Raw genomic sequence first — 21,509 nt, 5'->3', positions numbered from 1 at the left:
GAGCATTTCCATGAAAAAATGTCTCATTTTCTGTCTGCTGGCTCTGTCCCTGCTGCCCGGCTGCGCCGCCGCGCCAAAGGCGCAGACGGCCTCGTTTTTGGCCATGGACACCGCCATGGACCTGACCATCTATGGGGACACCGACCTGCCCGGCCAGGTGCAGGGGCTGATCGATGACTTGGAGGGCCAGCTGTCCGTCACCGACCCGGACAGCCAGATCTACGCCGTGAACGCCCGGGGCTCCGGCACCCTGACGGGCCGGGCGGACACGCTGATGGGCCAGGCCCTGGACCTGTGCCGCCGCACCGGCGGGGCCCTGGACCTGTCCATCTATCCCGTGGTCCGGGCCTGGGGCTTTACCACCGGGGACTATCAGGTGCCCAGTGACGATGACCTGGCGACCCTCACGGCTCTGGTGGACTACACCCGCATCGACTATGACCCGGCCAGCGGCGCTGTCTCTCTGCCCGAGGGGATGGAGATCGACCTGGGCAGCGTGGCCAAGGGCTATGCCGGGCGGGAGGCCGCCCAGCTGCTACGCCAGGCGGGGGTCTCCTCCGCCCTGCTGAATCTGGGGGGCAACATCCAGACAGTGGGCAGCCGCCCCGACGGGGACCCCTGGCAGATCGGCGTGAAGGACCCGTCCACCGGCCAGCCCATGATGGTCCTGTCCATCCGGGACCAGGCGGTGGTCACCTCCGGGGGCTATGAGCGCTATTTCCAGCAGGACGGGCGGACCTATTGGCACATCATGGACCCGGCCACCGGACGCCCGGCGGAGAGCGGCCTGCGCTCGGTCACCATCGTGGGGGACGACGGCCTGGTGTGCGACGGGCTGTCCACCGCCCTGTTCGTCATGGGCCTGGAGCGGGCCGCTCAGTTCTGGGCGGGCAGCGACGATTTCGAGGCCATCTTCGTCACCGACGACGGCTCCGTCTACCTCACCCAGGGGCTGACGGACCGGTTTGCCCTCACCCAGGACCACGCCGACACGCCGGTGCAGGTCATCCAGAGATAAGGCATCCCCCGCCGATTTTTTTAGGATCGACGGGGGACGTTCTTATATGCAGACGAGATCAGCCCTGCTGTTTGGGCAGCACCTTGTCCGCCAGCAGGCACAGGACCACGGTGAGCACCATGTCGGGCAGGGTGTAGCCCACGGGGGTGTCCACCCCCATCAGCCAGCGATAGGCGGCAAAGCCGATGAGCCAGATAATCAAATTCCGGCCATCGGCCAGCACGTCGAACCGGTCCCGGCGCAGAATAAAGTGGTCAGCGATCTGCACGGCGATCATGGGGGCAAACACCGAGCCGATGAGATACAAGAACCCGGTGATGTCGTCCATGGGGAACAGGATGGCCCCCGCCACGCCCACGATGGTCACAACGATGGCCGTCTTCTTCCCGTCCAGCTTGTGGGACAGGGACTCGGCGGAGATACCGGCGGACCAGGCGTCCAAAAACGTGGTGGTCACGGTGGAGAAGACCAGGATGACCAGGGCGGCCACGCCCAGGCCCGCCTTCACCATAATGACAGCGATGTCATACTCCCCGGTGAACATGGCGGCCCCCATGCCGATGACATACATCCAGCAGGACACCAGGCCATAGACGATGACGCTGACCCAGGTGGCCTGGGTGGGCTTTTGGGCCTGGCTGGTGTAGTCGCTGATGAGGGGCAGCCAGCTCAGGGGCATGGCCACCGCCAGCTCCACCGCCGCGCCGAAGGACATGGCCTCCCCGGCGGCGGTGACAGCGTTGCCGGAGAAGAAGATGACCTTGCACAACACCAAGGTCAGCAAAAACAGGGCCGCCATGGTCAGCTTGTTGATCCAGCCCAGGTCGGTGACGCCCACGGCGATCCACAGGACGATGAGGGCCCCGATGACCAGGCACCACACCCAGTGGCCCACCGCGAAGATGCCGCCGATGGCCAGGGCCCCGTCATAGATCATGATGGCCGTCCAGCCCACCAATTGCAGCACGTTCAGCAGGGCAAACAGCAGGCCGCCCCGCTGGCCAAAGCTCATTTTCACCGTCTCCATGGCGGTGCGGCCCGTGCGTCCGCCGATCAGGCCCGCCAGCAGCATCATGGCGCAGCCAATGATGTGGCCCAGGAGGATGGCCGCCAGACCCTGGCTCAGGCCAAGGGAGGCGAAAGAAGTGCCCGTCAAGATCTCGGCCAGGGAGACGCCCGCGCCGAACCAGATCAGGCCGTTTTGCAGGGTAGAGGTCTTTTTCATCGGACAAACTCCCCCTTCAGATCAAACATGTGGTCCATGGGGCCGGAGCCTTTTCCCAGATCCAGCATGGCGGCCAGGGCGCCTGAGATGTAATCTTTCGCCCGCTGGACGGACCGGTCCAGATCATAGCCCTTGGCCAGGTTCGCGGCGATGGCGCTGGACAGGGTGCAGCCGGTGCCGTGGGTGTTGCTGTTCTGGATGCGGCGGCCCCGGAACCAGACACCGGCACCATTCCGCCACAGCAGGTCGTCGGCGTCGCTGATCTGGTGGCCGCCCTTGCACAGCACGGCGCAGCCGTATTGCTCGCTGATGGCCCGGGCGGCCCGCTCCATCCCGGCGGGGTCAGAGATGGTCATGCCGGACAGGACCTCCGCCTCGGGGATGTTGGGGGTGAGCAGAGTGGCCAGGGGGAGGAGCTTCTCCTTCAGGGCGTCCACCGCCTCCTCCGAGATGAGCCGGGCCCCGCTGGTGGCCACCATCACCGGGTCCACCACGATGTTCCGGGCCTTATACTGGCGCAGCTTGTCCGCGATGACGGCGATGAGGGCGGTGGAGGACACCATGCCCGTCTTCACCGCGTCGGGGAAGATGTCCGTGAAGACGCAGTCCAGCTGGTTGGCCAGAAATTCGGGGGTGGATTCGAGAATGCCATAGACGCCGGTGGTGTTCTGGGCGGTGAGAGCCGTGATGGCGCTGGTGGCGTAAACGCCGTTGGCCGTCATGGTCTTGATATCCGCTTGAATTCCGGCGCCTCCGCTGGAGTCGCTTCCAGCGATCGTCAATGCTGTTTTCATGTGAGGTTTCTCCTTTCTTGCTTAAAAACACATTGAAGTTTTATTACGCGGCGGCAGGTGGTGCCCCCAAGCCGTCGCAAGAATATCAAAAAAATGGCTCCGCCATTTTTTTGAGTGGGGTTAAGCACCCTGTGCGCGCACTCGCTGCGCTCGCACACTTACAGGGCGAGAAGTGTTTTTCGCCACGTACACGCCGCGGCGAAAAACGGATCTTATTTTATTTCACGCCTGCGGGCGTGAAACTCCTTGCAGGAGGGCTTTTGGCCGCCCGGGGCGGCCTGTCATTGCGAGGAACGAAGTGACGTGGCAATCCGTCTCCCCGCGCAACTCATCACTCCTACTTCCTAACTCCTAACTTCCTCCGCCAGCTTGCGCATATGCTGCGCGGCGGCTTGAATGTCGGGCTGCCCGAAGAGGGCGGAGACCACGGCGGCTCCGGCGATGCCGGTGCCCTTGAGCTGGAGGATATTGCCCTCGCTGATGCCGCCGATGGCCACCACGGGGATCTTTACAGCGGCGCAGATGTCCCGCAGGGTATCATAAGACAGGGTGGACACGTTGCTCTTAGTCCCCGTGTGGAACACGGCCCCGGCCCCCAGATAGTCCGCCCCGGCAGCCTGGGCCCGCAGGGCCTCCTCCGGGGAATGGGCGGACACGCCCAGAATTTTGCCTGGCCCCAGCTTCTGCCGGACCAGCCCGGCCTCCATGTCCTCCTGGCCCACGTGGACCCCGTCGGCCCCGATGTCCAGGGCCAGGTCCACGTTGTCGTTGATAAGGAAGGGGACCCCATACCGGCGGCACAGGGCCTGGATCTCCAGGGCCTCCCGGCGGAAATGGGGCAGGTCCAGCTGCTTCTCCCGCAGCTGGACCATGGTTGCCCCGCCCAGCAGGGCCTGCTCCACCTGCTGGGCCAGGGTCTGGCCCTTCAGCCAGGCCCGGTCCGTCACAGCGTAGAGCAATAAAGAATCTCTATCGAAGTTCATAGCGCGCTCCTTTGCTTAGCGTCTCGCCGTCCAGGTGACAGACGGCGTCGATGATGCGATTGCGATAGGTGGCGTTCCCGTCATAGGGGGCCATGTGCCCCCAGGCGATCTCCCCCGCCAGGCCCATGGCGCACACGGCGGCGGCCAGGGCGCTGACAGACCGGTCCGGGGCGGCGGCCAGAAAGGCGGCGCACAGGGCGGACAGCTGACAGCCCGTCCCCGTCACCCGGCTCATCTCCGGGCGGCCATTGTGGATGACAAAGCAGCTCTCCCCGTCGCTCACCAGGTCCGTCTCCCCGGTGACGGCCACCAGACAGCCCAGCTGCCGGGCGGCTTTTTTGACGAAGGCGATCTGGTGGGACAGGCCGCTCTCCCCCTGCCGGTCCTGGCCGTCTGCGTCCACCCCCCGGTGGGTGTGGGCCCCGGACAGTATGGCCCGCAGCTCTGACGCGTTGCACCGCAGGGCTGTTACGGGCAGGCGCTGGAGCAGCATCCGGGCGGTGTCGGTGCGCATGGGGCTGGCCCCCGCGCCCACCGGGTCCAGCAGGATGGGGCGGCCCAGCCGGGCAGCCGTCTCCCCCGAGGCGACCATGGCGGGCACCCGGCGGCGGCTGAGGGTGCCCAGATTCAGCACCAGGCCAGCGGACAGGGCGGTGATATAGGCGCTCTCCTCCGGGTCGTCGGCCATGATGGGGCTGGCCCCGCAGGCCAGCAGGACATTGGCCACGTCGTTGGCCGTGACATAGTTGGAAATGGCGTGGATCACCGGGGCCTGCTGCCGGACCCGGGACAGATAGTCGCCCAAATTCAAGTGTGTTCCCTCCAAAAGAAAAAACCGCGGCGCGTCTGACAGAAAAGACGGCCTGCGGCACAGGTAAACGCATCTCTCCCTACGTTGGCATTACCCAAATCAGGTCACAGGTCGAAGCGCACAGCTTCCTCTCAGCCCGTTTGCGAGCTCCCTTGTTTTCTCACGGACGCTATTATAATCCCAACAAAAGAAGATTGCAAGTTTTTCTCCCGTGGGGTATGCTTAAAACAGAGATCAAAATTTAAAGGAGGCTGACCCCTATGACCGACCAGGAACTGGTGGACCGGGCCATCAAAATGCAGGAATTTTCCTATGTGCCATACTCCCGCTTCCCCGTGGGCGCCGCCCTGCTGTGCGACGACGGCACGGTGTTCACCGGCTGCAACGTGGAAAACGCCGCCTTTGGCTCCACCATATGCGCCGAGCGCACGGCGCTGCTGAAGGCGGTGAGCGAGGGACGGCGCACCGGCTGGATGACTCTTGCCATCGCCGGGCGGGGCAGCGACTTCTGCTGGCCCTGCGGGGCCTGCCGTCAGATGCTGTATGAGTTTGCCCCGGGGCTGCGGGTGCTGGCCGCCCGGGGGGACGGGGCGTTCGAGACGGCCACTCTGGACCAGCTCATGCCCCACGGCTTCGGCCCCCTGTCTCTGAAGTAAAAATCACGCATAGCCTTCCGCCTTTCTGGACAAGCTATCCCCAATGGCTCTTGAAAAGGAGGGATCGAGCGTGGTAATGGACAAGATCGCCCTGACGCTGCTGGTCATCGGCGGCATCAACTGGGGCTGTGTGGGGCTGTTTCAGTTTGACCTGGTGGCCTTCGCCTGCGGCGGCTCCGCCAGTCTCATCAGCCGGATCGTCTATACCCTGGTGGGCCTGTCCGCCGTGTGGTGCGTCTCCCTGCTGTTTCGCCTGGGGGACGGCAAATAAATTTTTCTTATCCAGCCAAAGGCCGGGCGCAGCTGCGTCCGGCAATTTTTTTGCACATTTTTTCCCGTTTGGTGGACGAAACCGTGCAACTCCCCGCCCCGTGGCGGCCAGGGGTAGAAGAAAAGTTTGGACGGAGGGATACATAGAATGGAGCTGTGGACCATGGTCCTCACCGGCGGGGTGGGGGCGGCGGCCATCAAGCTGCTGGATCACGTGATCCAGTGGGGGCTGAAGCGCTGGGAGGGGCGTCGGGCGGGCGCGGCCCGGGTGGAGACGGAGCAGGAGAAAAAGATCAACGGCCTTCAGGCCGGACTGCGGGTAGTCCTGTTGGACCGCATCCAATACCTGGGCCAGTGCTATCTGGCCGACGGGGAAATTTCCTTTGACGACAGGCGGCGGCTGCACCGGATGCACGACGCCTATCACACCGGCTTAAACGGCAACGGCGACCTGGATGTCATCATGGCCCAGGTGGACCGCCTGCCGCTGAAGCATTAACGTGTTCCATGCACGAGGAAGGGAGGTGTTTTTTATGGAGATCGGCATTGCCAGCGTGGCGGCCATCACCGTCGTCTGCTATCTGGTGGGGCTCATCGTCAAGGCGTCCTGTGTGAATGACCGGTATATCCCCATCGCCTGCGGCCTGTTCGGCGGGCTGCTGGGGGTGGCCGGGCTGTATCTGGGGCTGCCCGACTTCCCCGCCCACGACCCGCTCACCGCTCTGGCGGTGGGTATCGTCTCCGGCCTTGCCGCCACCGGCATCAACCAGGCGGCAAAGCAGCTGGGGAAGTGATCCTGTCACGGAGAAACAGGAGCATTCATTTACGACAGACGGCATCCGGGTTCGGGGCCGTCTGTTTTTATAGGGGGCGTTATGGAACTGACGATCAAACCATGCATTTTGACCCAGAACGACTGCTATCGCAAGGGGCGGTATATCCGGCCCCGGGGGGTGATGGTCCACTCCACGGGGGCCGCCAATCCTTATCTCCGGCGGTATCTCTCCCCGGACGACGGGCGGCTGGGGGAACCGTCCTCCCGGCACTGGAACCAGGGCGGCGTGGGGGCCTGCGTCCACGCCATGATCGGCAAAACCGCGGACGGAAGCGTAGCCGTCTACCAGACCCTGCCCTGGACCATGCGTAGCTGGCACTGCGGGCGGTCTGGAAACGACACCCACATCTCCTTTGAGATCTGTGAGGACGGCCTGACCGACAGGGCCTATTTTCATGCCACGTATCAGGCCGCCGTAGACCTGACGGCTTACTTGTGTCGGCGGTTCAGGCTGGACCCCCTGGCCGATGGGGTGGTGCTGTGCCACAGCGAGGGCTATCGGCGGGGCATCGCGTCCAACCACGCGGACGTGATGCACTGGTGGAAAAAATTCGGCGTGGACATGGACGATTTTCGGGCCGCTGTGGCGGCCAAATTACGGGGAGGCGAACACGATTTGACAGAGCAGCAGGTGCGGGCCATCGTCCGGGAGGAGCTGGCCGCCGCCCAGGCGGCGCGGGACAAACTGCCCGTGAGCGGCTGGGCGGCGGAAAATCTGGAGCGGGCCAAAGCCGCCGGGATCACCGACGGCGCCCGGCCCCAGGGCTGGTGTACCCGGCAGGAGGCGGCCCTGATGATCCTATCCCAGCGGGAAACAAAATAAATATGCAAAATGCCCGCCCTACAGCCAAGCAAGCTGTGGGGCGGGCATTTTTATGTTCGTTTTGACTTTTTAGAAAACTTACCGCAGGACGGCGTCGCAGTCGGTCTTCAGGGTCTCCAGGATGCTCTTCACATCCTCGTCCGCCTCCTCGCTGGTGAGGGAGCGGTCATCGGCCCGCAGGACCAGGTTGAAGGCCACGGACTTCTTGCCCTCGTCCACGCCCTTGCCGCGATAGACGTCGAACAGGCTGACCTCCTTCAGCAGGCCACGGGCACCCTTGCGGATGGCCTCCTCCAGCGCGCCCACGGTGACGGCCTCGTGGCAGACCACGGCGATGTCACGGGTGACGGAGGGGAACTTGGGCAGGGGCTGGTACACAGGCGCGCCGCCCCGGGCCTGGGACAGGGCCTCCACGCTCAGCTCGGCGCAGTACAGCTCGGCGTCCACGCCGTAGTTCCGGGCCACCAGGGGGTGGATCTGGCCGAACACGCCCAGATACTTGCCGTCACACCACACACCGGCGCAGCGTCCGGGGTGGTAAGAGGGGTTATCGCTGACGGCGCGGAACTCCACGTTCTTCGCCCGCAGCTGCTTCAGCACGGCCTCGACCACGCCTTTCACGGAGTAGAAGTTCACGCCCTCGCCATACACGCCCAGGGTGAGCAGCTTCTCCTCCTTCGCCAGGCCGTCCTCGCCGCCGGGGAGATAGATGCGGCCCAGCTCGTACAGGCGGGCGGCCTTGTTGCGATAGTTATAGTTCCGGGTGAGGATCTCCAGCATGGAGGGAAGGGTGGTGGTGCGCATGATGGAGGTGTCCTCGCCCAGGGGGTTCAGGATCTTGAAGGACTGGCGGCGGGGGTCGTCCTCCGCCCAGCGGATCTTGTCATAGTAGGTGGGGGAGATGAAGGAATAGGTGATGATCTCGTCATAGCCGCAGGCACGGCACACGGCCCCCAGCTGCTGCTCCAGCTTCTGGGCGTCGGAATAGCCGCCCTGGGTGGTCTCGCCCCGCTGGAGGGTGCAGGGGATGTTGTTATAGCCGTGGAACCGGGCCACCTCCTCGGCCAGGTCGTTCATCCGCAGCACATCGCCCCGCCAGGAGGGCACGGTGACCTGGTCGCCGTCGATGGTAAAGTCCAGCTTCTCCAGGATGCGGACCATCTCGTCCCGCGCCACGTCGGTGCCCAGCAGGGCGTTGATCTTCTCCGGCTCCAGGGGCAGCACGGTGGGGTGGGGCACATAGTTCAGGATGTCGATGACGCCGTCCACCACCTCACCGGCGCCCAGCAGCTCCACCAGCTCGCAGGCACGGTTGACGGCGGGCAGAGTGTTCATGGGGTCCAGGCCCTTCTCATACTTGGCGCTGGCCTCGGTGCGCATGCCCAGGGCCAGAGCGCCCTTGCGGATGCAGGTGCCGTTGAAGTTGGCGGACTCGAACACCACGTCGGCGGTGTCGGCGACGATCTCGCTGTTCAGGCCGCCCATGATGCCAGCCAGACCCACGGCCCGGGTGTCGTCGGCGATGACCAGGTGGTTGGCGGTGAGGGTATGCTCCTTGCCATCCAGGGTGGTGAGCTTCTCCCCCTCTTCGGCCCGGCGGACCACGATCTTGCCGCCCTTCACATAGCGATAGTCAAAGGCGTGCATGGGCTGGCCATACTCCAGCATTACATAGTTGGTGATGTCCACGATGTTGTTGATGGGGCGCACGCCCATGCTGCGCAGCCGCTCCCGCATCCACTTGGGGGAGGGGGCGATCTTCACGTTGCGTACCATGCGGGCGGTGTAGCGGGGGCACAGGTCGGCGGCGGGGGTCTCCACGTCCAGCAGCTCTACCAGGCTGCCCTGGGCCCCGCCCTTCACCTGGGGGGTGTGCAGGCGCAGTTCCTGGCCAAAGGTAGCGGCGGCCTCACGGGCCAGGCCGATGACGGACAGGCAGTCGGGGCGGTTGGGGGTGATCTCAAACTCCACCACGTGGTCGTCCAGGCCGGTCACCGCCTTGATGTCGTCGCCGGGCTTGCAGTCCTCGTGGAGGACAAAGATGCCGTCGGGGATGCAGTGGGGGAACTCCCGCTGCTCGGCGTGGAGGTCGCCCAGGGTGCAGATAGCGTCGCTCTTGGTGTTATAGGCCACCAGGTCGCCCACATGCAGGTTCATGCACTGGGTGTGGGGGCTGGCGGTGGAGCCGCCCAGGTCCAGGGTGGTGTGATAGCCGCCGCCGGGTTGAGTCTCGCACTCCAGCACCTTGGCGCACACCACGGGGCCGAACACCTTGTCCCCGGCCTTGATATCGGCGGGGATAGAGGGCTTGGCCGGGTCGATGGCCTTATAGTCGTTCAGCAGGGCGGCGGCGGTGATCACGCCATAGGGGAAGTCCCGCTCGTCCAGGCCCAGCTCGCTGAGAGAGCACAGCATACCGTTGGACAGCACGCCCCGCAGCTTGCCCTTTTCGATCTTCTTTCCACCGGGCAGGGTGGACTTGTGCAGGGCCACGGGGACCAGGTCACCCACATGGATGTTCCAGGCGCCGGTGACGATCTGCACCGGCTCGTCCTTGCCCACGTCCAGCTGGCAGATCCACATGTGGTCAGAGTCAGGGTGGCGCTCCATGCTCTGGATGCGGCCCACCACCACGTTGCTGATCTCGGCCCCCAGGTCCTCGGTGACCTCTACCTTAGAGCCGGACAGGGTCATGGACTCGGCAAATTCCTTATCGTCGGCGTCAACGGTGACAAACTCGTTGAGCCATTTACGGCTTAAATTCATAGTTAAAACTCCTTATCTGAACCGCCGGGAGCCGGGCGGCCACAGGCCGCCCCTGCTCCTTCCGGCGTATTAGGCATGAAATGATTTAGAACTGTTCAAGGAAGCGCACGTCGTTCTCGAAGATCAGCCGCAGGTCGGCGATCTTGAACTGGCGCATGGCCAGGCGCTCCAGGCCCATGCCGAAGGCCCATCCGGAATAGACCTCCGGGTCGATGCCGCTCATCTCCAGCACACGGGGGTGGATCATGCCGGCGCCCAGCACCTCGATCCAGCCCTCGCCCTTGCAGGTGGGGCAGCCCTTGCCGCCGCACTTGTGACACTGCACGTCCATCTCGCAGCTGGGCTCGGTGAAGGGGAAGTGGTGGGGGCGGAAGCGGGTGACGGTACCCTTGCCAAACAGCTGCTCCATCACGGCGTTCAGGGTGCCCTTCAGGTCGGCCATGGTCACGCCTTTGTCGATGACCATGCCTTCGATCTGGTGGAACATGGGGGAGTGGGTGGCGTCCACCTCGTCCTTGCGGTACACCCGGCCGGGGGCCACGATGCGGATGGGCAGCTTCATGGTCTCCATGGCGTGGACCTGCATGGGGCTGGTCTGGCTGCGCAGCATCACCCGGCTGTCCTCGTCAAAATAGAAGGTGTCCGACCAATCCCGGGAGGGGTGGCCCTCCTCGGCGTTCAGGCGGTCAAAGTTGTAATAGGCCAGCTCGATCTCCGGGCCGTCCAGAATGGTAAAGCCCATGCCCACAAAGATGTCCTTGATCTCGTCCAGGGCCAGGTACATGGGGTGCTTGTGGCCGATGGTCACGGCTTTGCCGGGGACGGTGACATCCACCGTCTCGGCCTTCAGCTTGGCCTCCAGGGCGGCGGCCTCCAGCTTTTTGCCGGCGGTCTCGATGGCGCTCTCCAGGGCGGAGCGGACCTCGTTGGCCAGCTGGCCCATGGCGGGGCGCTCCTCGGCAGACAGCTTGCCCATCTGCTTGAGCACGGCGGTCAGCTCGCCCTTCTTGCCCAGATACTGCACCCGCAGGGCGTCCAGGGCGGCGGAGTCCCGGGCCTGCTCAAAGGCCTCCAGGGCCTGGGCTCGAATTTTCGCTAACTGTTCTTTCATGGTTCAAAACTCCTTTTGGAATGATCTTTTCCGGTTTTGGGCAGCAAAAAAGCCTTCCCTCCCAGACATCTGGGACGAAAGGCAACCCTTCCGCGGTACCACCCGCATTCGCGCTCTCCGGCCCTTTTTGGGCTTTGGGCGCGCACTCTCTCCTTTGGTAACGGGGGGAGGACCCCGTCCCGCTCTCGCGGGCCGCTCCCGGGCGAACCAAGCGGCGTGTGGCAGGGCGGCTTTCAGCCGATGACCGCCCCTCTCTTAGGCACAGATGCTCCGCTATTTTCCCGTTCGACGCATTTCAAACTAACGTTACTTATATCACAAAATCCGCCCCTTGGCAAGGGCAAATTCCTGAATTGGGAAAATGGGCGAAAAAAAGCCCGTTTTTGCCCCCGTTCCCGCCAACATGTCCCCCCGCCTTGCTGGACAAGGGCTTTTTCCGGTGGTAAAATAGGATATTCCCGGCGGGGCCGTTTGCGGCCTGGTTCTCCGGGATACACTACCACAAAATACCGCCGCTTTTTCGCGGCGTAAACGCCCCCGGTCCGCCCGGGCGGTTTTATGGAGGAAGCTATGTTAGAATTACAGCACATCAGCTTTGGTGTGGAGCAGGACGGGGAGAACAAAGAGATCCTGCGGGACATCAACCTGACCATCAACGAGCGCTTTGTGGCCATCACCGGCCCCAACGGCGGCGGCAAGTCCACCCTGGCCAAGGTCATCGCCGGTATCCTGGTCCCCACCCAGGGCCGCATCATCCTGGACGGAGAGGACATCACCGGCCTGGGCATCACCGAGCGGGCCCGGAAGGGCATCAGCTTTGCCTTTCAGCAGCCTGTGCGCTTTAAGGGCCTGACGGTGAAGGACCTCATCACCCTGGCCAGCGGCAAGAGCATTGGCGTGCCCGAGGCCTGCGACTATCTGTCTGAGGTGGGCCTGTGCGCCAAGGACTACATTGACCGGGAGGTGGACGCCTCCCTGTCCGGCGGCGAGCTCAAGCGCATCGAGATCGCCATGATCATGGCCCGCAGCACCAAGCTGTCCGTCTTTGACGAGCCGGAGGCGGGCATCGACCTGTGGTCCTTCTCCAATCTCATTCAGGTGTTCGAGCATCTCCACGAGAAGATCAACGGCTCCATCCTCATCATCTCTCACCAGGAGCGCATTCTGAACATCGCCGACCGCATCGTGGTCCTGGCCGACGGCCGGGTGCAGCAGGACGGAGCCCGAAAGGACGTCCTGCCCGGCCTGCTGGACAGCTCGTCCAGCGTGTGCAGCGCCCTGTCCGATAAGGTCCGCTGAGCATCTGACAAGGAGGAGAAAAAGCTATGATCGATCCCATTCAGCAGCACCTCTTAGAGGAGGTGGCCCAGCTGCATGAAGTGCCCGAAGGGGCCTATAACATCCGGGCCAACGGCAAAAAGGCCGGCCGGAACACCACCGCCAACATCGACATCGTATCCAAGACCGACAAGGACGGCATCGACATCATCATCAAGCCGGGCACCAAGAACGAGTCCGTCCACATCCCCGTGGTCCTCAGCGAGAGCGGTCTGACCGACCTGGTGTACAACGACTTCTTCGTGGGGGACAACTGCGACGTGACCATCGTGGCCGGCTGCGGCATCCACAACTGCGGCGTGCAGAACAGCCAGCACGACGGCATCCACACCTTCCACGTGGGCAAAAATGCCCGGGTGCGCTATATCGAGCGGCACTATGGCGAGGGGGACGGCAACGGCGAGAACATCATGAACCCCACCACCGTGGTGGAACTGGACGAAGGCAGCTATATGGAGATGGAGACTACCCAGATCAAGGGCGTGGACTCCACCGTCCGGGTCACCCGGGCCACCCTGGGTCCTGATGCCACCCTCATTATCCATGAGAAGGTGATGACCCACGGCAAGCAGCACGCCAAGTCCGACTTCACCGTGGACCTGAACGGGGCGGGCTGCCACACTAACGTCATCTCCCGCAGCGTGGCCCGGGGCCAGTCTCACCAGGTGTTCATGGCCCGTATCAACGGCAACGCCCCCTGCTATGGCCACTCAGAGTGCGACGCCATCATCATGGACCAGGGCGTGGTCTCCGCCATCCCCGAGGTGACGGCCAACTGCCTGGACGCCCAGCTGGTCCACGAGGCCGCCATCGGCAAGATCGCCGGGGAGCAGCTGACCAAGCTGATGACCCTGGGGCTCACCGAAAAAGAGGCCGAGGAGCAGATCGTCAACGGCTTCCTGAAGTAAGTTTTCTGTTTTATTTTCATCGAGGTGATCGTATGCAGCCCCTGCTCACCCCCCAGCAGTGCCGCCAGCTGGACCACATCGCCATAGACCAGCGGGGCGTCCCCTCCCTGGACCTGATGGAGCGGGCCGCCCAGGCCGTGGCCGAAGGGGCGGAGGACCTTCTGTCTGACCGCCGCCGGGAGAACGAGTTTGCCCCGGCAGCCTTCTGTTCCGACGGCGGTGAACTGCCGGAGCCGGTCCGGGCCCTTTTGGCACGCCGGGAACAGGACAGCGCCCCCTGGGCCGCCGTGTTCTGCGGGCCGGGGAACAACGGGGGCGACGGGCTGGCCGCCGCCCGGCTGCTGCTTCAGCGGGGCGTCTCCGTCCGCACCATCTTAGTGGGCGACTGGGCCAAAATGACCGCCGATGCCCGGGAGATGGCCCGCCGTCTCCAGGCCGTCGGGGGAGAGATTGAAGCCTTCGACCCCGACGATCTGGAGCAGTCCGCCTGGCTGGGTCTCTGTGACTGCGCCATCGACGCCCTGCTGGGCGTGGGCCTCAAGCGCCCGGTGCAGCGGGCCTTTCTGGCGGCGGTGCGGCGGCTGAACAGCCTATCCTGCCCCGTGGTCGCCTGCGACCTGCCCACCGGGCTGGACGGGGACACGGGCCGCGTCCTGGGGGAAGCCGTCCGGGCGGACATGACCGTCACCTTCACCGCCGCCAAGCCCGGGCTGTATCTGGACCAGGGCCGGGTGTACTCCGGCCAGGTGCGGGTCATCGACATCGGCCTGCCCAATGACCTCACCGCCCCCCTGCTCACGGGTGGAAACCTGTGGGCGGTGAAGGGTCCGGACACCCTCCCCCGCCGCCCCAGGACGGCCCACAAGGGGGACTTCGGCAAGCTGTTTCTTTTGTGCGGCAGCGTGGGCTTCACCGGTGCCCCGGTGTTTGCCGCCCGATCTGCCGTCCGCTCCGGCGCGGGATTGGTGTTTCTGGCCGTGCCAGAAGACATTTATCCCATCGTGTCCGTCAAGTGCGACGAGGCCATGCCCTTCCCCATCCCCGACGACTATGACGCCCTGCTCACAAAAGCCAAGGGCTGTGACGCGGCCATTATAGGCCCCGGCCTGGGGGCTGACCCCGCCGCCCGGGAACTGGCCCGGCGGCTGCTCCGGGACCTCCCCTGCCCCGTGGTGCTGGACGCCGACGGCATAAACGCCCTGGCCGGGCATATAGATATTCTGGACAGCCGCTCCGCCCCCACCCTGCTCACCCCCCACGACGGGGAGTTCCAGCGGCTCACCGGCTGCGCCCTCCCCCTGGAGGACCGGCTGGCCGCCGCCCGGGACTTTGCCGCCGCCCACCGGTGCGGTTTGATCCTCAAAGGCCACGCCACGGTCACCGCCGCCCCCGACGGGCGGGCCTGGGTGAACGTCACCGGCAACCCGGGCATGGCAAAGGGCGGCTCCGGCGACGTGCTCTCCGGCATCGCGGCGGGGCTGTGGGGGCAGAAGCACCTGCGCTCCGGTGACAGCGACCTGTGGTCCCTGGCGGCCCAGGCCGTGGCCATCCACGCCGCCTGCGGCGACCTGTGCGCCCGGGAATCTGGCGAGTACGCCATGACCCCCGGCGACATGGTCTGCGCCCTGCCCAAGGTTTTCAAGGCCCTGGAGCCGTGCTCCGGGACATAACGCAAAAGGGAGGCTTTCTGCTGTGCGCAAGCTGCTGCTTTGCGTACCAATGATAATGCTGCTGTCCGCCTGCGGCCATGCCCCCGGCGGGGTGGGTCCGGCGGAGGAGCTGGCCCTGACCATCCGGGGGGAATACGCCGCCCTGAGCACCTGGACCGCCCAGGCGGAGATCACCGCCGACTATGGTCAGCGGGTGTATGAATACGCCGTGGCGGCGGAGTTTGACGGGGCGCAGACCCGCCTGACCCTCACCGCCCCGGACACGGTGGCCGGACTCACCGCCGTTTTGACGGAGAACTCCGGCGCGCTGGAATTTGACGGCCTTTGGGTGGAGACGGGGCCCCTGGGCCCGGAGGGCCTCACCCCCGCCGCCGCCCTGCCCGCCCTGGTGGAGACAGCCCGCACCGGCTATATCACCGCCTGCCGCCTGGAGGAGGACGGCCTGCTGCGGGTGGACTGCGGCGACCCGGAGTCAGACCCCGGCGTAGGGACGGAGACCGCCCTGTGGTTCCAGCCGGACAGCCATCAGCTCCTGCGGGGAGAGATCAGCCGGGAGGGCTTCCGGGCCATCCGGTGTGACTTTTCCGACTTTTCCAAGACATGATTTTGCCGGGGATATCATCCCGGCCCCACACAAAAGATAAGAGGGATCGCTATGGAGGATTTCACAAAGATCAGGACCTGGGCCGAGGTGGACCTAAACGCCCTGGCCCACAACTACCGCGCCCTGCGCGCCCTGACCCCGGAGGGCTGCAAGTTCCTGGGGCTGGTCAAGGCCAACGCCTATGGCCACGGGGCCGTGCCCGTCGCCAAAAAGCTGGAGGAGCTGGGCTGTGACATGCTGGCCGTGGCCTGTGTGGCCGAGGCGGCCCAGCTGCGTCAGGCGGGTATCACGCTGCCCATCCTCTGCCTGGACTATACCCCCGTGGAGGAGACGGAGGCCCTGCTGCGCTATCACGTGACCCAGACGGTGGGCGATCTGGACACGGGCCGCGCCCTGTCCGAAGCCGCTCAAAAGGCCGGGGGCGTGCTGGACGTCCACGTGAAGCTGGACACGGGCATGGGCCGCATCGGCTTTTTGTGGCAGCTGGACGGGGACAACGGCTCCGTGGCCGACGACATTGCCGCCCTGTGCGCCCTGCCCGGCCTGCGGGCGGGGGGCATGTTCACCCACTTCTCCGACGCCGACGGCAGCGAGGCCTATACCGAGGACCAGCTCCACCGATTTCAGGACGCCCGGACCACCCTGGCCCAGCGGGGCGTGACCTTCCCCCTGTACCACTGCGGGGCCAGCGCCGCCACATTGCGCTATGCCTGCACCCACATGGATATGATCCGCCCGGGCATCGCCCTGTATGGCTACTCCCCCGCCCCGGACATGCCCCTGCCCCACGGGCTGGAGCTGCGCCCGGTAATGACGGTGAAGAGCCGGGTGGCCGTGGTGCGGGACCTGCCCGCCGGGTCCTGCGTCAGCTATGGCCGCACCGCCACCCTGGCCCGGGACTCCCGCCTGGCGGTGGTGCCCATCGGCTATGGCGACGGCTTCCCCCGGCTGCTGTCCAACCGCATGGACCTCATCGTCCATGGCGTCCCCTGCCCCATCGTGGGCCGCATCTGCATGGACATGTGCATGATCGACGTCACCGACGTGCCCGATGTGAAAGCGGGGGACGAGGTGCTGGTCTATGGCCCCGGCCAGGCGGAGCGGGCCGCCCAGACCATGGGCACCATCGTGTATGAGCTGCTGTGCGACCTGACCGACCGGGTCCCCCGGGTCTATGTGGACAGGCCGGAGGGCTGAACCAAAGTATCCATCCCCGTCCATGTGCATAGGATGACATGGAGAGACTGCCGCGGAGCTTGTCTGTAGGGGCGGATATCATCCGCCCGGGGTGCCCGGTGCGCAACGGCGGGCGGATGATATCCGCCCCTACACCGACCACCTGACATCCCCCAGGGGCGGCCTTTGGCCGCCCGGAACACGGCAGTCTCTTCGGAAAAGGGGAAGCGGGCAGGTATAATCCCCGCCGCCCCGTGGGAGACTTATAGTGCTGCGTTACATAGGCCCTTCGCCCGGGTAACGCGCACTATCCTTCCAGCGGAGTGTGAACGCACGTGGACAACAGTGTGAAACGAGGCGACATCTTCTACGCCGATCTCAGCCCGGTGGTGGGCAGCGAGCAGGGGGGCGTGCGCCCGGTGCTCATCGTGCAGAACGACACCGGCAACCGCCACAGCCCCACCGTCATCGCCGCAGCCATCACCTCCCAGACCGGGAAGGCCCGGCTGCCCACCCATATCTCCGTCTCTCCCCTCAGCTGCGGGCTGCCCAAGCAGTCCATCATCCTGCTGGAGCAGGTGCGCACCTTGGATAAGCGCCGCCTGCGGGAGAAGATGGGGCGGCTGGACGACGGCGTGATGCGCCAGGTGGACGCGGCCATCGCCGTCAGCCTGGGACTGCACCCGGAGACCATGGTCTGATGACCCCGCCGGGGGGCCGCGTTGGGCGGCTCCCCTACATAAGAAAACCGGGCCGTGGGCCCGCCCTTGCAAAGGAGTACATGCTATGAAGAAATACAGACGGATCGTCCCCGCCGCCCTGGCCCTCGCCCTGCTGTGTACCGGGGCCGCCCTGGCCGCCAACGGGGACAAGAGCGACCCCCTGGTCACCCTGAGCTATCTGGAGCAGACCGCCCTGCCCAGCGTGGTCAGCCAGGTGGAGACCAAGGCCGCCCAGCGGCAGACGGAGCTGGCCAAGAATCTCTCCGACCAGATCGCCGCCTATCAGCAGCAGACGGGTTCCACTGGCGGGAACTCCGGCTCCGCCGCCGGGTATACTCTCATCACCCTCACCAGCGGCCAGACCCTGTCCCTGGACGTGGGGTGCGAGGTGCTCCTGCGGGTGGGCACCGCCACCGTGCGCACCAACGACAGCAGCGCCGCCCTGGTGGACGTGTCCGCCGGGGGCACGGTGAACAACGGCACCTCCCTGACCAAGAACCACCTGTACATGTCCACCATCGCCGGACGCACCCTATCCCCCACCTCCGGCACGGTAAAGCTCCTCATCCGGGGCGGGCATAAGATCGGGTAAACGGATTGCCACGTCGTCGCGCAGCCGTTGGCGGCTATGCCGCCTTACGGATGCGGCATACCCCTTGCGGGTACTGCGCTCCTCGCAATGACAGTAGGGGCGGACCTTTGCGCAGCCGTTGGCGACGAAGGAGCCTTACGGATGCGGCATACCCCTTGCGGGTACTGTGTCCGCCCACACCTCTCAAACAAAAATGCTGCACTGTAACCACACAGTGCAGCATTTTTGTTTGCTTATTTCTTATTTTCTCATGGCAAAGCCCAAAATGGCTCCGCACAGGCCGCCCACGATGTGGGTCAGGTGAGACACGTTGTCCTGGACGGTGACGGCGTCGATCCACTCGCCGCCCAGATAGAACACCGCCACTAAGATCAGCGTCAACGGGATGGCTCCCCCGTGCATCCCGGACAGGGAGGACAGGAGGATGCACATGAACACGATGCCGCTGGCCCCCAGCAGGGCCGTGCCTGGAAACAGGAAAAACTGCACCAGGCCGGAGGTGAGGGCGGTGATGAACATGCAGCCCAGCAGACGGCCAGAGCCATAGCGCTCCTCCAGTGGCGGGCCCACCACCAGCAGCAGCATCATATTGCCCATGTAGTGGCTGTAGTTGGCGTGGCCCAGCACATGGCCCACCATGCGGAAATAGGTCAGCGGGTCGGTGAAGGCGGAGCGGTAGACGCTGAAGAACTTGGTCGTGGTCCAGCCCCCGGTGAGGTGCCCGGCGATCAGAGTCGCCAGGGACAGAAAGGCGAAGGTGAGCACCACCGGGGCGTTATACTGCACCCGCAGCCGCATCAGTGATTCAGCACCCGGACGCGGATGACGCCCTCGATGGCCCGCAGCTCGTCGGCCACCTGGTCGCTGATGCGGGTGTTCACGTCCACCATGGTATAGGCGTAGTCCTTCTTGGACTTGTTGGTCATGTTCTCCACGTTGATGTTGTCATCGGACAGGGTGGACATGATCTTGGTCAGCATAGCGGGCACGTTCTTGTGGATGATGCACACCCGGGCGATGCCGCTCCAGTCCTGGGACACGTTGGGCAGGTTCACGGAGTTGGTGATGTTGCCGTTGACCAGATAGTCGCGCAGCTCCTGGGCGGCCATGGCGGCGCAGTTCTCCTCGCTCTCGGGGGTAGAGGCGCCCAGGTGAGGCAGGGCGATGACGTTCTTGGCGGTGGTGATCTTGTTGTCGGGGAAGTCGGTGACATACTTGGCCACCCGGCCGGAGTTCAGGGCCTCGATCATGTCATCATCGTTGACCAGGCCGCCCCGGGCCAGATTCAGCACCCGCACCTGGCCCTTCATCTTGGAGATGGCCTCGGCGTTGATAAAGTCCTTGGTGTCGTTGTTATAGGGCACGTGGATGGTCACATAGTCGGCGACCTTGTACAGCTCGTTCACGTCCTTCACCACGTGGACGTGGCGGTCCAGGCGCAGGGCGGCGTCCACAGACAGGAAGGGGTCATAGCCATACACGTCCATGCCCAGGTCCAGGGCCACGTTGCACACCAGCGCGCCGATGGCGCCCAGGCCGATGACGCCCAGGGTCTTCTTATAGAGCTCAGGGCCCACAAAGGCGGACTTGCCCTTCTCCACGGCGGCGGCCACGTCCACGCCCTCGGTGTTGGCCTGCTCCTGTACCCACTTGGCGCCGCCCATGATGTCGCGGGAGGCGATGAGCATGGCGGCGATGACCAGCTCCTTCACGGCGTTGGCGTTGGCGCCGGGGGTGTTGAAGACCACGATGCCGTTTTCGGAGCAGCGGTCAATGGGGATGTTGTTGGTGCCTGCACCGGCGCGGGCGATGGCCCGCAGGGCCTGGGGGAACTCATACTCGTGCATGGCGGCGGAGCGGACCAGGATGCCGTCCTCGTTCTCTACGTCGTTGCCCACCTGAAAGCGGGTCTGGTCCAGATGGGCCAGACCGGCGCTGGAAATTTTATTCAAAGTCTTGATGCGATACATAATAAAAACCCTCTTTATGTTATGGCAGGGCCTGTTCTTTTATAATTCCCGCCCCTGTTGTAAGGGGCGGGAATCCAGGCCGTGTTTTTTTAGTTTTCTTAGTTCTCTTTGTCGAACTTCTTGATGAAGTCGCACAGCTTCTCCACGCCCTCGATGGGCATGGCGTTATAGATGGAGGCGCGCATGCCGCCCACCTTCCGGTGGCCCTTCAGGTTGACGAACCCGGCCTCGGTGGCGGCGGCCACGAACTTGGCGTCCAGGTCGGCGTCGCCGGTGCGGAAGGTCACGTTCATGCCGGAACGGGAGCCCTTCTCGGCGTGGCACTTGAACAGCTTGGAGCTGTCCAGGGTGTCATACAGCATGTTGGCCCGCTGCCACTTGCGCTGCTCCATGGCCTGAGCGCCGCCCTGGGCCTCCACCCAGTCCAGATTCAGGCCCAGCATATAGATGCACCAGCAGGGCGGGGTGTTATACATGGAGTCCTTGTCGATCATGGTCTTATAGTTCATCATCAGCGGGGTATAGGGCAGCTCGTGACCGGCCAGGTCCTCCCGGATGATGACCACGGTCAGACCGGCGGGAGCCAGGTTCTTCTGGGCCCCGGCGAAGATGATGCCGAACTTGGACACGTCCACGGGCATGGACAGAATGTCAGAGGACATGTCGCACACCAGGGGCACGTCGCCGGTGTCGGGGACATAGCCCCACTCGGTGCCATAGATGGTGTTGTTGGCGCAGTAATAGAAGTAGCTGGCGTCCTTGTCCAGCGTCAGCTGGTCCTGGGTGGGAATATAGCTGTGATCCTTGTCCTCAGAGGAGGCGGCCAGGCTGATCTGGCCGTACTTTTTGGCCTCCTTATAAGCCAGATTGGAGAAGTTGCCGGTGACGGCGTAATCCGCCTTACCGGTCTTCCCGATCAGGTTCAGAGGTACCATGGAGAACTGGCCGGAGGCGCCTGTCTGCAAAAACAGGATCTTATAGCCCTCCGGCACATTCATCAGTCGGCGCAGCTTAGCCTGGGTCTCCTCAAAGATCTGGACAAAGGCCTTAGAGCGGTGACTCATCTCCATCACTGACATACCGGTGCCCCGGTAGTTGGTGATCTCAGACCCGGCACGCTCCAGTGCGGACAGAGGGAGCATGGAAGGGCCGGCGGAGAAGTTGTAAACACGCTGGTCGCTCATTTGGGAGAACCCCTTTCAACAATAAAAAATTGCCCCGTGACCCGCAGGTCCGG

At 64.4% G+C, this 21,509-nt stretch carries 23 protein-coding genes and 1 riboswitch; of the genes, 14 read left to right on the top strand and 9 right to left on the bottom strand.

Annotated elements, in window-relative coordinates:
• The first annotated feature begins 10 nt into the window (after nucleotides 1-10).
• On the top strand, nucleotides 11-1,018 hold the full coding sequence (locus tag ACSAMP_RS07300; protein WP_457799992.1) for an FAD:protein FMN transferase: 1,008 nt from the start codon (nucleotides 11-13) through the stop codon (nucleotides 1,016-1,018).
• Between the two features lie 58 nt (nucleotides 1,019-1,076).
• On the opposite strand, the gene cytX is transcribed toward ACSAMP_RS07300, so the two are convergent.
• Nucleotides 1,077-2,243: a putative hydroxymethylpyrimidine transporter CytX gene (gene cytX, locus ACSAMP_RS07295; RefSeq protein WP_441795232.1), complete on the bottom strand. Its 1,167-nt coding sequence runs from the start codon at nucleotides 2,241-2,243 to the stop codon at nucleotides 1,077-1,079.
• Nucleotides 2,240-3,037, bottom strand: coding sequence for a bifunctional hydroxymethylpyrimidine kinase/phosphomethylpyrimidine kinase (gene thiD, locus ACSAMP_RS07290; RefSeq protein WP_441795231.1), 798 nt, complete (start codon nucleotides 3,035-3,037; stop codon nucleotides 2,240-2,242). Before thiD ends, cytX begins: the two co-directional genes overlap by 4 nt.
• Nucleotides 3,038-3,054: 17 nt before the next feature.
• On the opposite strand from thiD, the gene ACSAMP_RS07285 reads away from it, so the two are divergent.
• Nucleotides 3,055-3,339, top strand: a complete 285-nt coding sequence (locus ACSAMP_RS07285) for a hypothetical protein (RefSeq protein WP_441795230.1) — start codon at nucleotides 3,055-3,057, stop codon at nucleotides 3,337-3,339.
• Nucleotides 3,340-3,381: 42 nt separating this feature from the next.
• On the opposite strand, the gene thiE is transcribed toward ACSAMP_RS07285, so the two are convergent.
• The gene (thiE, locus tag ACSAMP_RS07280; RefSeq protein WP_457799991.1) at nucleotides 3,382-4,020 is read right to left on the bottom strand and encodes a thiamine phosphate synthase; all 639 of its coding nucleotides are present in this window, start codon (nucleotides 4,018-4,020) and stop codon (nucleotides 3,382-3,384) included.
• Nucleotides 4,007-4,831 carry a hydroxyethylthiazole kinase gene (gene thiM / locus ACSAMP_RS07275; RefSeq protein WP_457799990.1) on the bottom strand — a complete coding sequence of 275 codons (825 nt, stop codon included), beginning with the start codon at nucleotides 4,829-4,831 and terminating at the stop codon, nucleotides 4,007-4,009. Before thiM ends, thiE begins: the two co-directional genes overlap by 14 nt.
• A gap of 59 nt (nucleotides 4,832-4,890) precedes the next feature.
• A riboswitch (TPP riboswitch) is annotated at nucleotides 4,891-4,995 on the bottom strand.
• Nucleotides 4,996-5,091: 96 nt separating this feature from the next.
• On the opposite strand from thiM, the gene cdd reads away from it, so the two are divergent.
• The 5 genes from cdd to ACSAMP_RS07250 all read left to right on the top strand — a co-directional run bounded on the left by cdd (nucleotide 5,092) and on the right by ACSAMP_RS07250 (nucleotide 7,415).
• Nucleotides 5,092-5,487 carry a cytidine deaminase gene (gene cdd, locus ACSAMP_RS07270; protein WP_457799989.1) on the top strand — a complete coding sequence of 132 codons (396 nt, stop codon included), beginning with the start codon at nucleotides 5,092-5,094 and terminating at the stop codon, nucleotides 5,485-5,487.
• A 76-nt stretch (nucleotides 5,488-5,563) separates the two neighbouring features.
• A complete protein-coding gene (locus ACSAMP_RS07265; protein ID WP_441795599.1) occupies nucleotides 5,564-5,758 on the top strand; it encodes a DUF378 domain-containing protein in 195 nt (64 codons plus the stop codon).
• Between the two features lie 147 nt (nucleotides 5,759-5,905).
• Entirely contained in the window at nucleotides 5,906-6,256 is a 351-nt protein-coding gene (locus tag ACSAMP_RS07260) for a hypothetical protein (RefSeq protein WP_441795226.1), read from the top strand.
• A 34-nt stretch (nucleotides 6,257-6,290) separates the two neighbouring features.
• Nucleotides 6,291-6,551, top strand: a complete 261-nt coding sequence (locus ACSAMP_RS07255) for a phage holin family protein (protein ID WP_441795225.1) — start codon at nucleotides 6,291-6,293, stop codon at nucleotides 6,549-6,551.
• An 81-nt stretch (nucleotides 6,552-6,632) separates the two neighbouring features.
• Complete coding sequence (locus ACSAMP_RS07250; RefSeq protein WP_457799988.1) at nucleotides 6,633-7,415, top strand: peptidoglycan recognition protein family protein; 783 nt, start codon at nucleotides 6,633-6,635, stop codon at nucleotides 7,413-7,415.
• 78 nt (nucleotides 7,416-7,493) lie between these two features.
• On the opposite strand, the gene pheT is transcribed toward ACSAMP_RS07250, so the two are convergent.
• Together pheT and pheS are read right to left on the bottom strand one after the other, a co-directional pair.
• Nucleotides 7,494-10,181, bottom strand: coding sequence for a phenylalanine--tRNA ligase subunit beta (pheT, locus tag ACSAMP_RS07245; protein WP_457799987.1), 2,688 nt, complete (start codon nucleotides 10,179-10,181; stop codon nucleotides 7,494-7,496).
• Between the two features lie 85 nt (nucleotides 10,182-10,266).
• Nucleotides 10,267-11,292, bottom strand: a complete 1,026-nt coding sequence (pheS, locus tag ACSAMP_RS07240; protein WP_441795222.1) for a phenylalanine--tRNA ligase subunit alpha — start codon at nucleotides 11,290-11,292, stop codon at nucleotides 10,267-10,269.
• Nucleotides 11,293-11,862: 570 nt separating this feature from the next.
• On the opposite strand from pheS, the gene ACSAMP_RS07235 reads away from it, so the two are divergent.
• The 7 genes from ACSAMP_RS07235 (at nucleotide 11,863) to ACSAMP_RS07205 (ending at nucleotide 18,302) form a co-directional block, all read left to right on the top strand.
• Nucleotides 11,863-12,591 carry an ABC transporter ATP-binding protein gene (locus ACSAMP_RS07235; protein ID WP_457799986.1) on the top strand — a complete coding sequence of 243 codons (729 nt, stop codon included), beginning with the start codon at nucleotides 11,863-11,865 and terminating at the stop codon, nucleotides 12,589-12,591.
• A gap of 26 nt (nucleotides 12,592-12,617) precedes the next feature.
• Entirely contained in the window at nucleotides 12,618-13,538 is a 921-nt protein-coding gene (locus tag ACSAMP_RS07230; protein ID WP_457799985.1) for a SufB/SufD family protein, read from the top strand.
• Between the two features lie 32 nt (nucleotides 13,539-13,570).
• The gene (locus ACSAMP_RS07225; protein ID WP_457799984.1) at nucleotides 13,571-15,208 is read left to right on the top strand and encodes an NAD(P)H-hydrate dehydratase; all 1,638 of its coding nucleotides are present in this window, start codon (nucleotides 13,571-13,573) and stop codon (nucleotides 15,206-15,208) included.
• A gap of 22 nt (nucleotides 15,209-15,230) precedes the next feature.
• Nucleotides 15,231-15,812 (top strand): hypothetical protein, encoded by a 582-nt coding sequence (locus ACSAMP_RS07220; RefSeq protein ID WP_457799983.1) that lies wholly within the window; start codon nucleotides 15,231-15,233, stop codon nucleotides 15,810-15,812.
• Between the two features lie 51 nt (nucleotides 15,813-15,863).
• Nucleotides 15,864-17,009 (top strand): alanine racemase, encoded by a 1,146-nt coding sequence (gene alr / locus ACSAMP_RS07215; protein WP_457799982.1) that lies wholly within the window; start codon nucleotides 15,864-15,866, stop codon nucleotides 17,007-17,009.
• A 314-nt stretch (nucleotides 17,010-17,323) separates the two neighbouring features.
• A complete protein-coding gene (locus ACSAMP_RS07210; protein WP_186877449.1) occupies nucleotides 17,324-17,689 on the top strand; it encodes a type II toxin-antitoxin system PemK/MazF family toxin in 366 nt (121 codons plus the stop codon).
• An 85-nt stretch (nucleotides 17,690-17,774) separates the two neighbouring features.
• A complete protein-coding gene (locus ACSAMP_RS07205) occupies nucleotides 17,775-18,302 on the top strand; it encodes a porin family protein (protein WP_457799981.1) in 528 nt (175 codons plus the stop codon).
• A 240-nt stretch (nucleotides 18,303-18,542) separates the two neighbouring features.
• On the opposite strand, the gene ACSAMP_RS07200 is transcribed toward ACSAMP_RS07205, so the two are convergent.
• From ACSAMP_RS07200 to serC, 3 genes are all read right to left on the bottom strand, one after another.
• Entirely contained in the window at nucleotides 18,543-19,100 is a 558-nt protein-coding gene (locus tag ACSAMP_RS07200; RefSeq protein WP_457799980.1) for a rhomboid family intramembrane serine protease, read from the bottom strand.
• Entirely contained in the window at nucleotides 19,100-20,272 is a 1,173-nt protein-coding gene (locus ACSAMP_RS07195) for a phosphoglycerate dehydrogenase (RefSeq protein ID WP_457799979.1), read from the bottom strand. Before ACSAMP_RS07195 ends, ACSAMP_RS07200 begins: the two co-directional genes overlap by 1 nt.
• Before the next feature lie 98 nt (nucleotides 20,273-20,370).
• Nucleotides 20,371-21,456 (bottom strand): 3-phosphoserine/phosphohydroxythreonine transaminase, encoded by a 1,086-nt coding sequence (gene serC, locus ACSAMP_RS07190; RefSeq protein WP_441795213.1) that lies wholly within the window; start codon nucleotides 21,454-21,456, stop codon nucleotides 20,371-20,373.
• Nucleotides 21,457-21,509 lie beyond the last annotated feature (53 nt).

It is taken from the genome of Flintibacter sp. SJQ-8, from assembly GCF_054108085.1.
The sequence above is the reverse complement of the archived record's forward strand: the minus strand, read 5'-3'. Positions and strand labels throughout refer to the sequence as shown.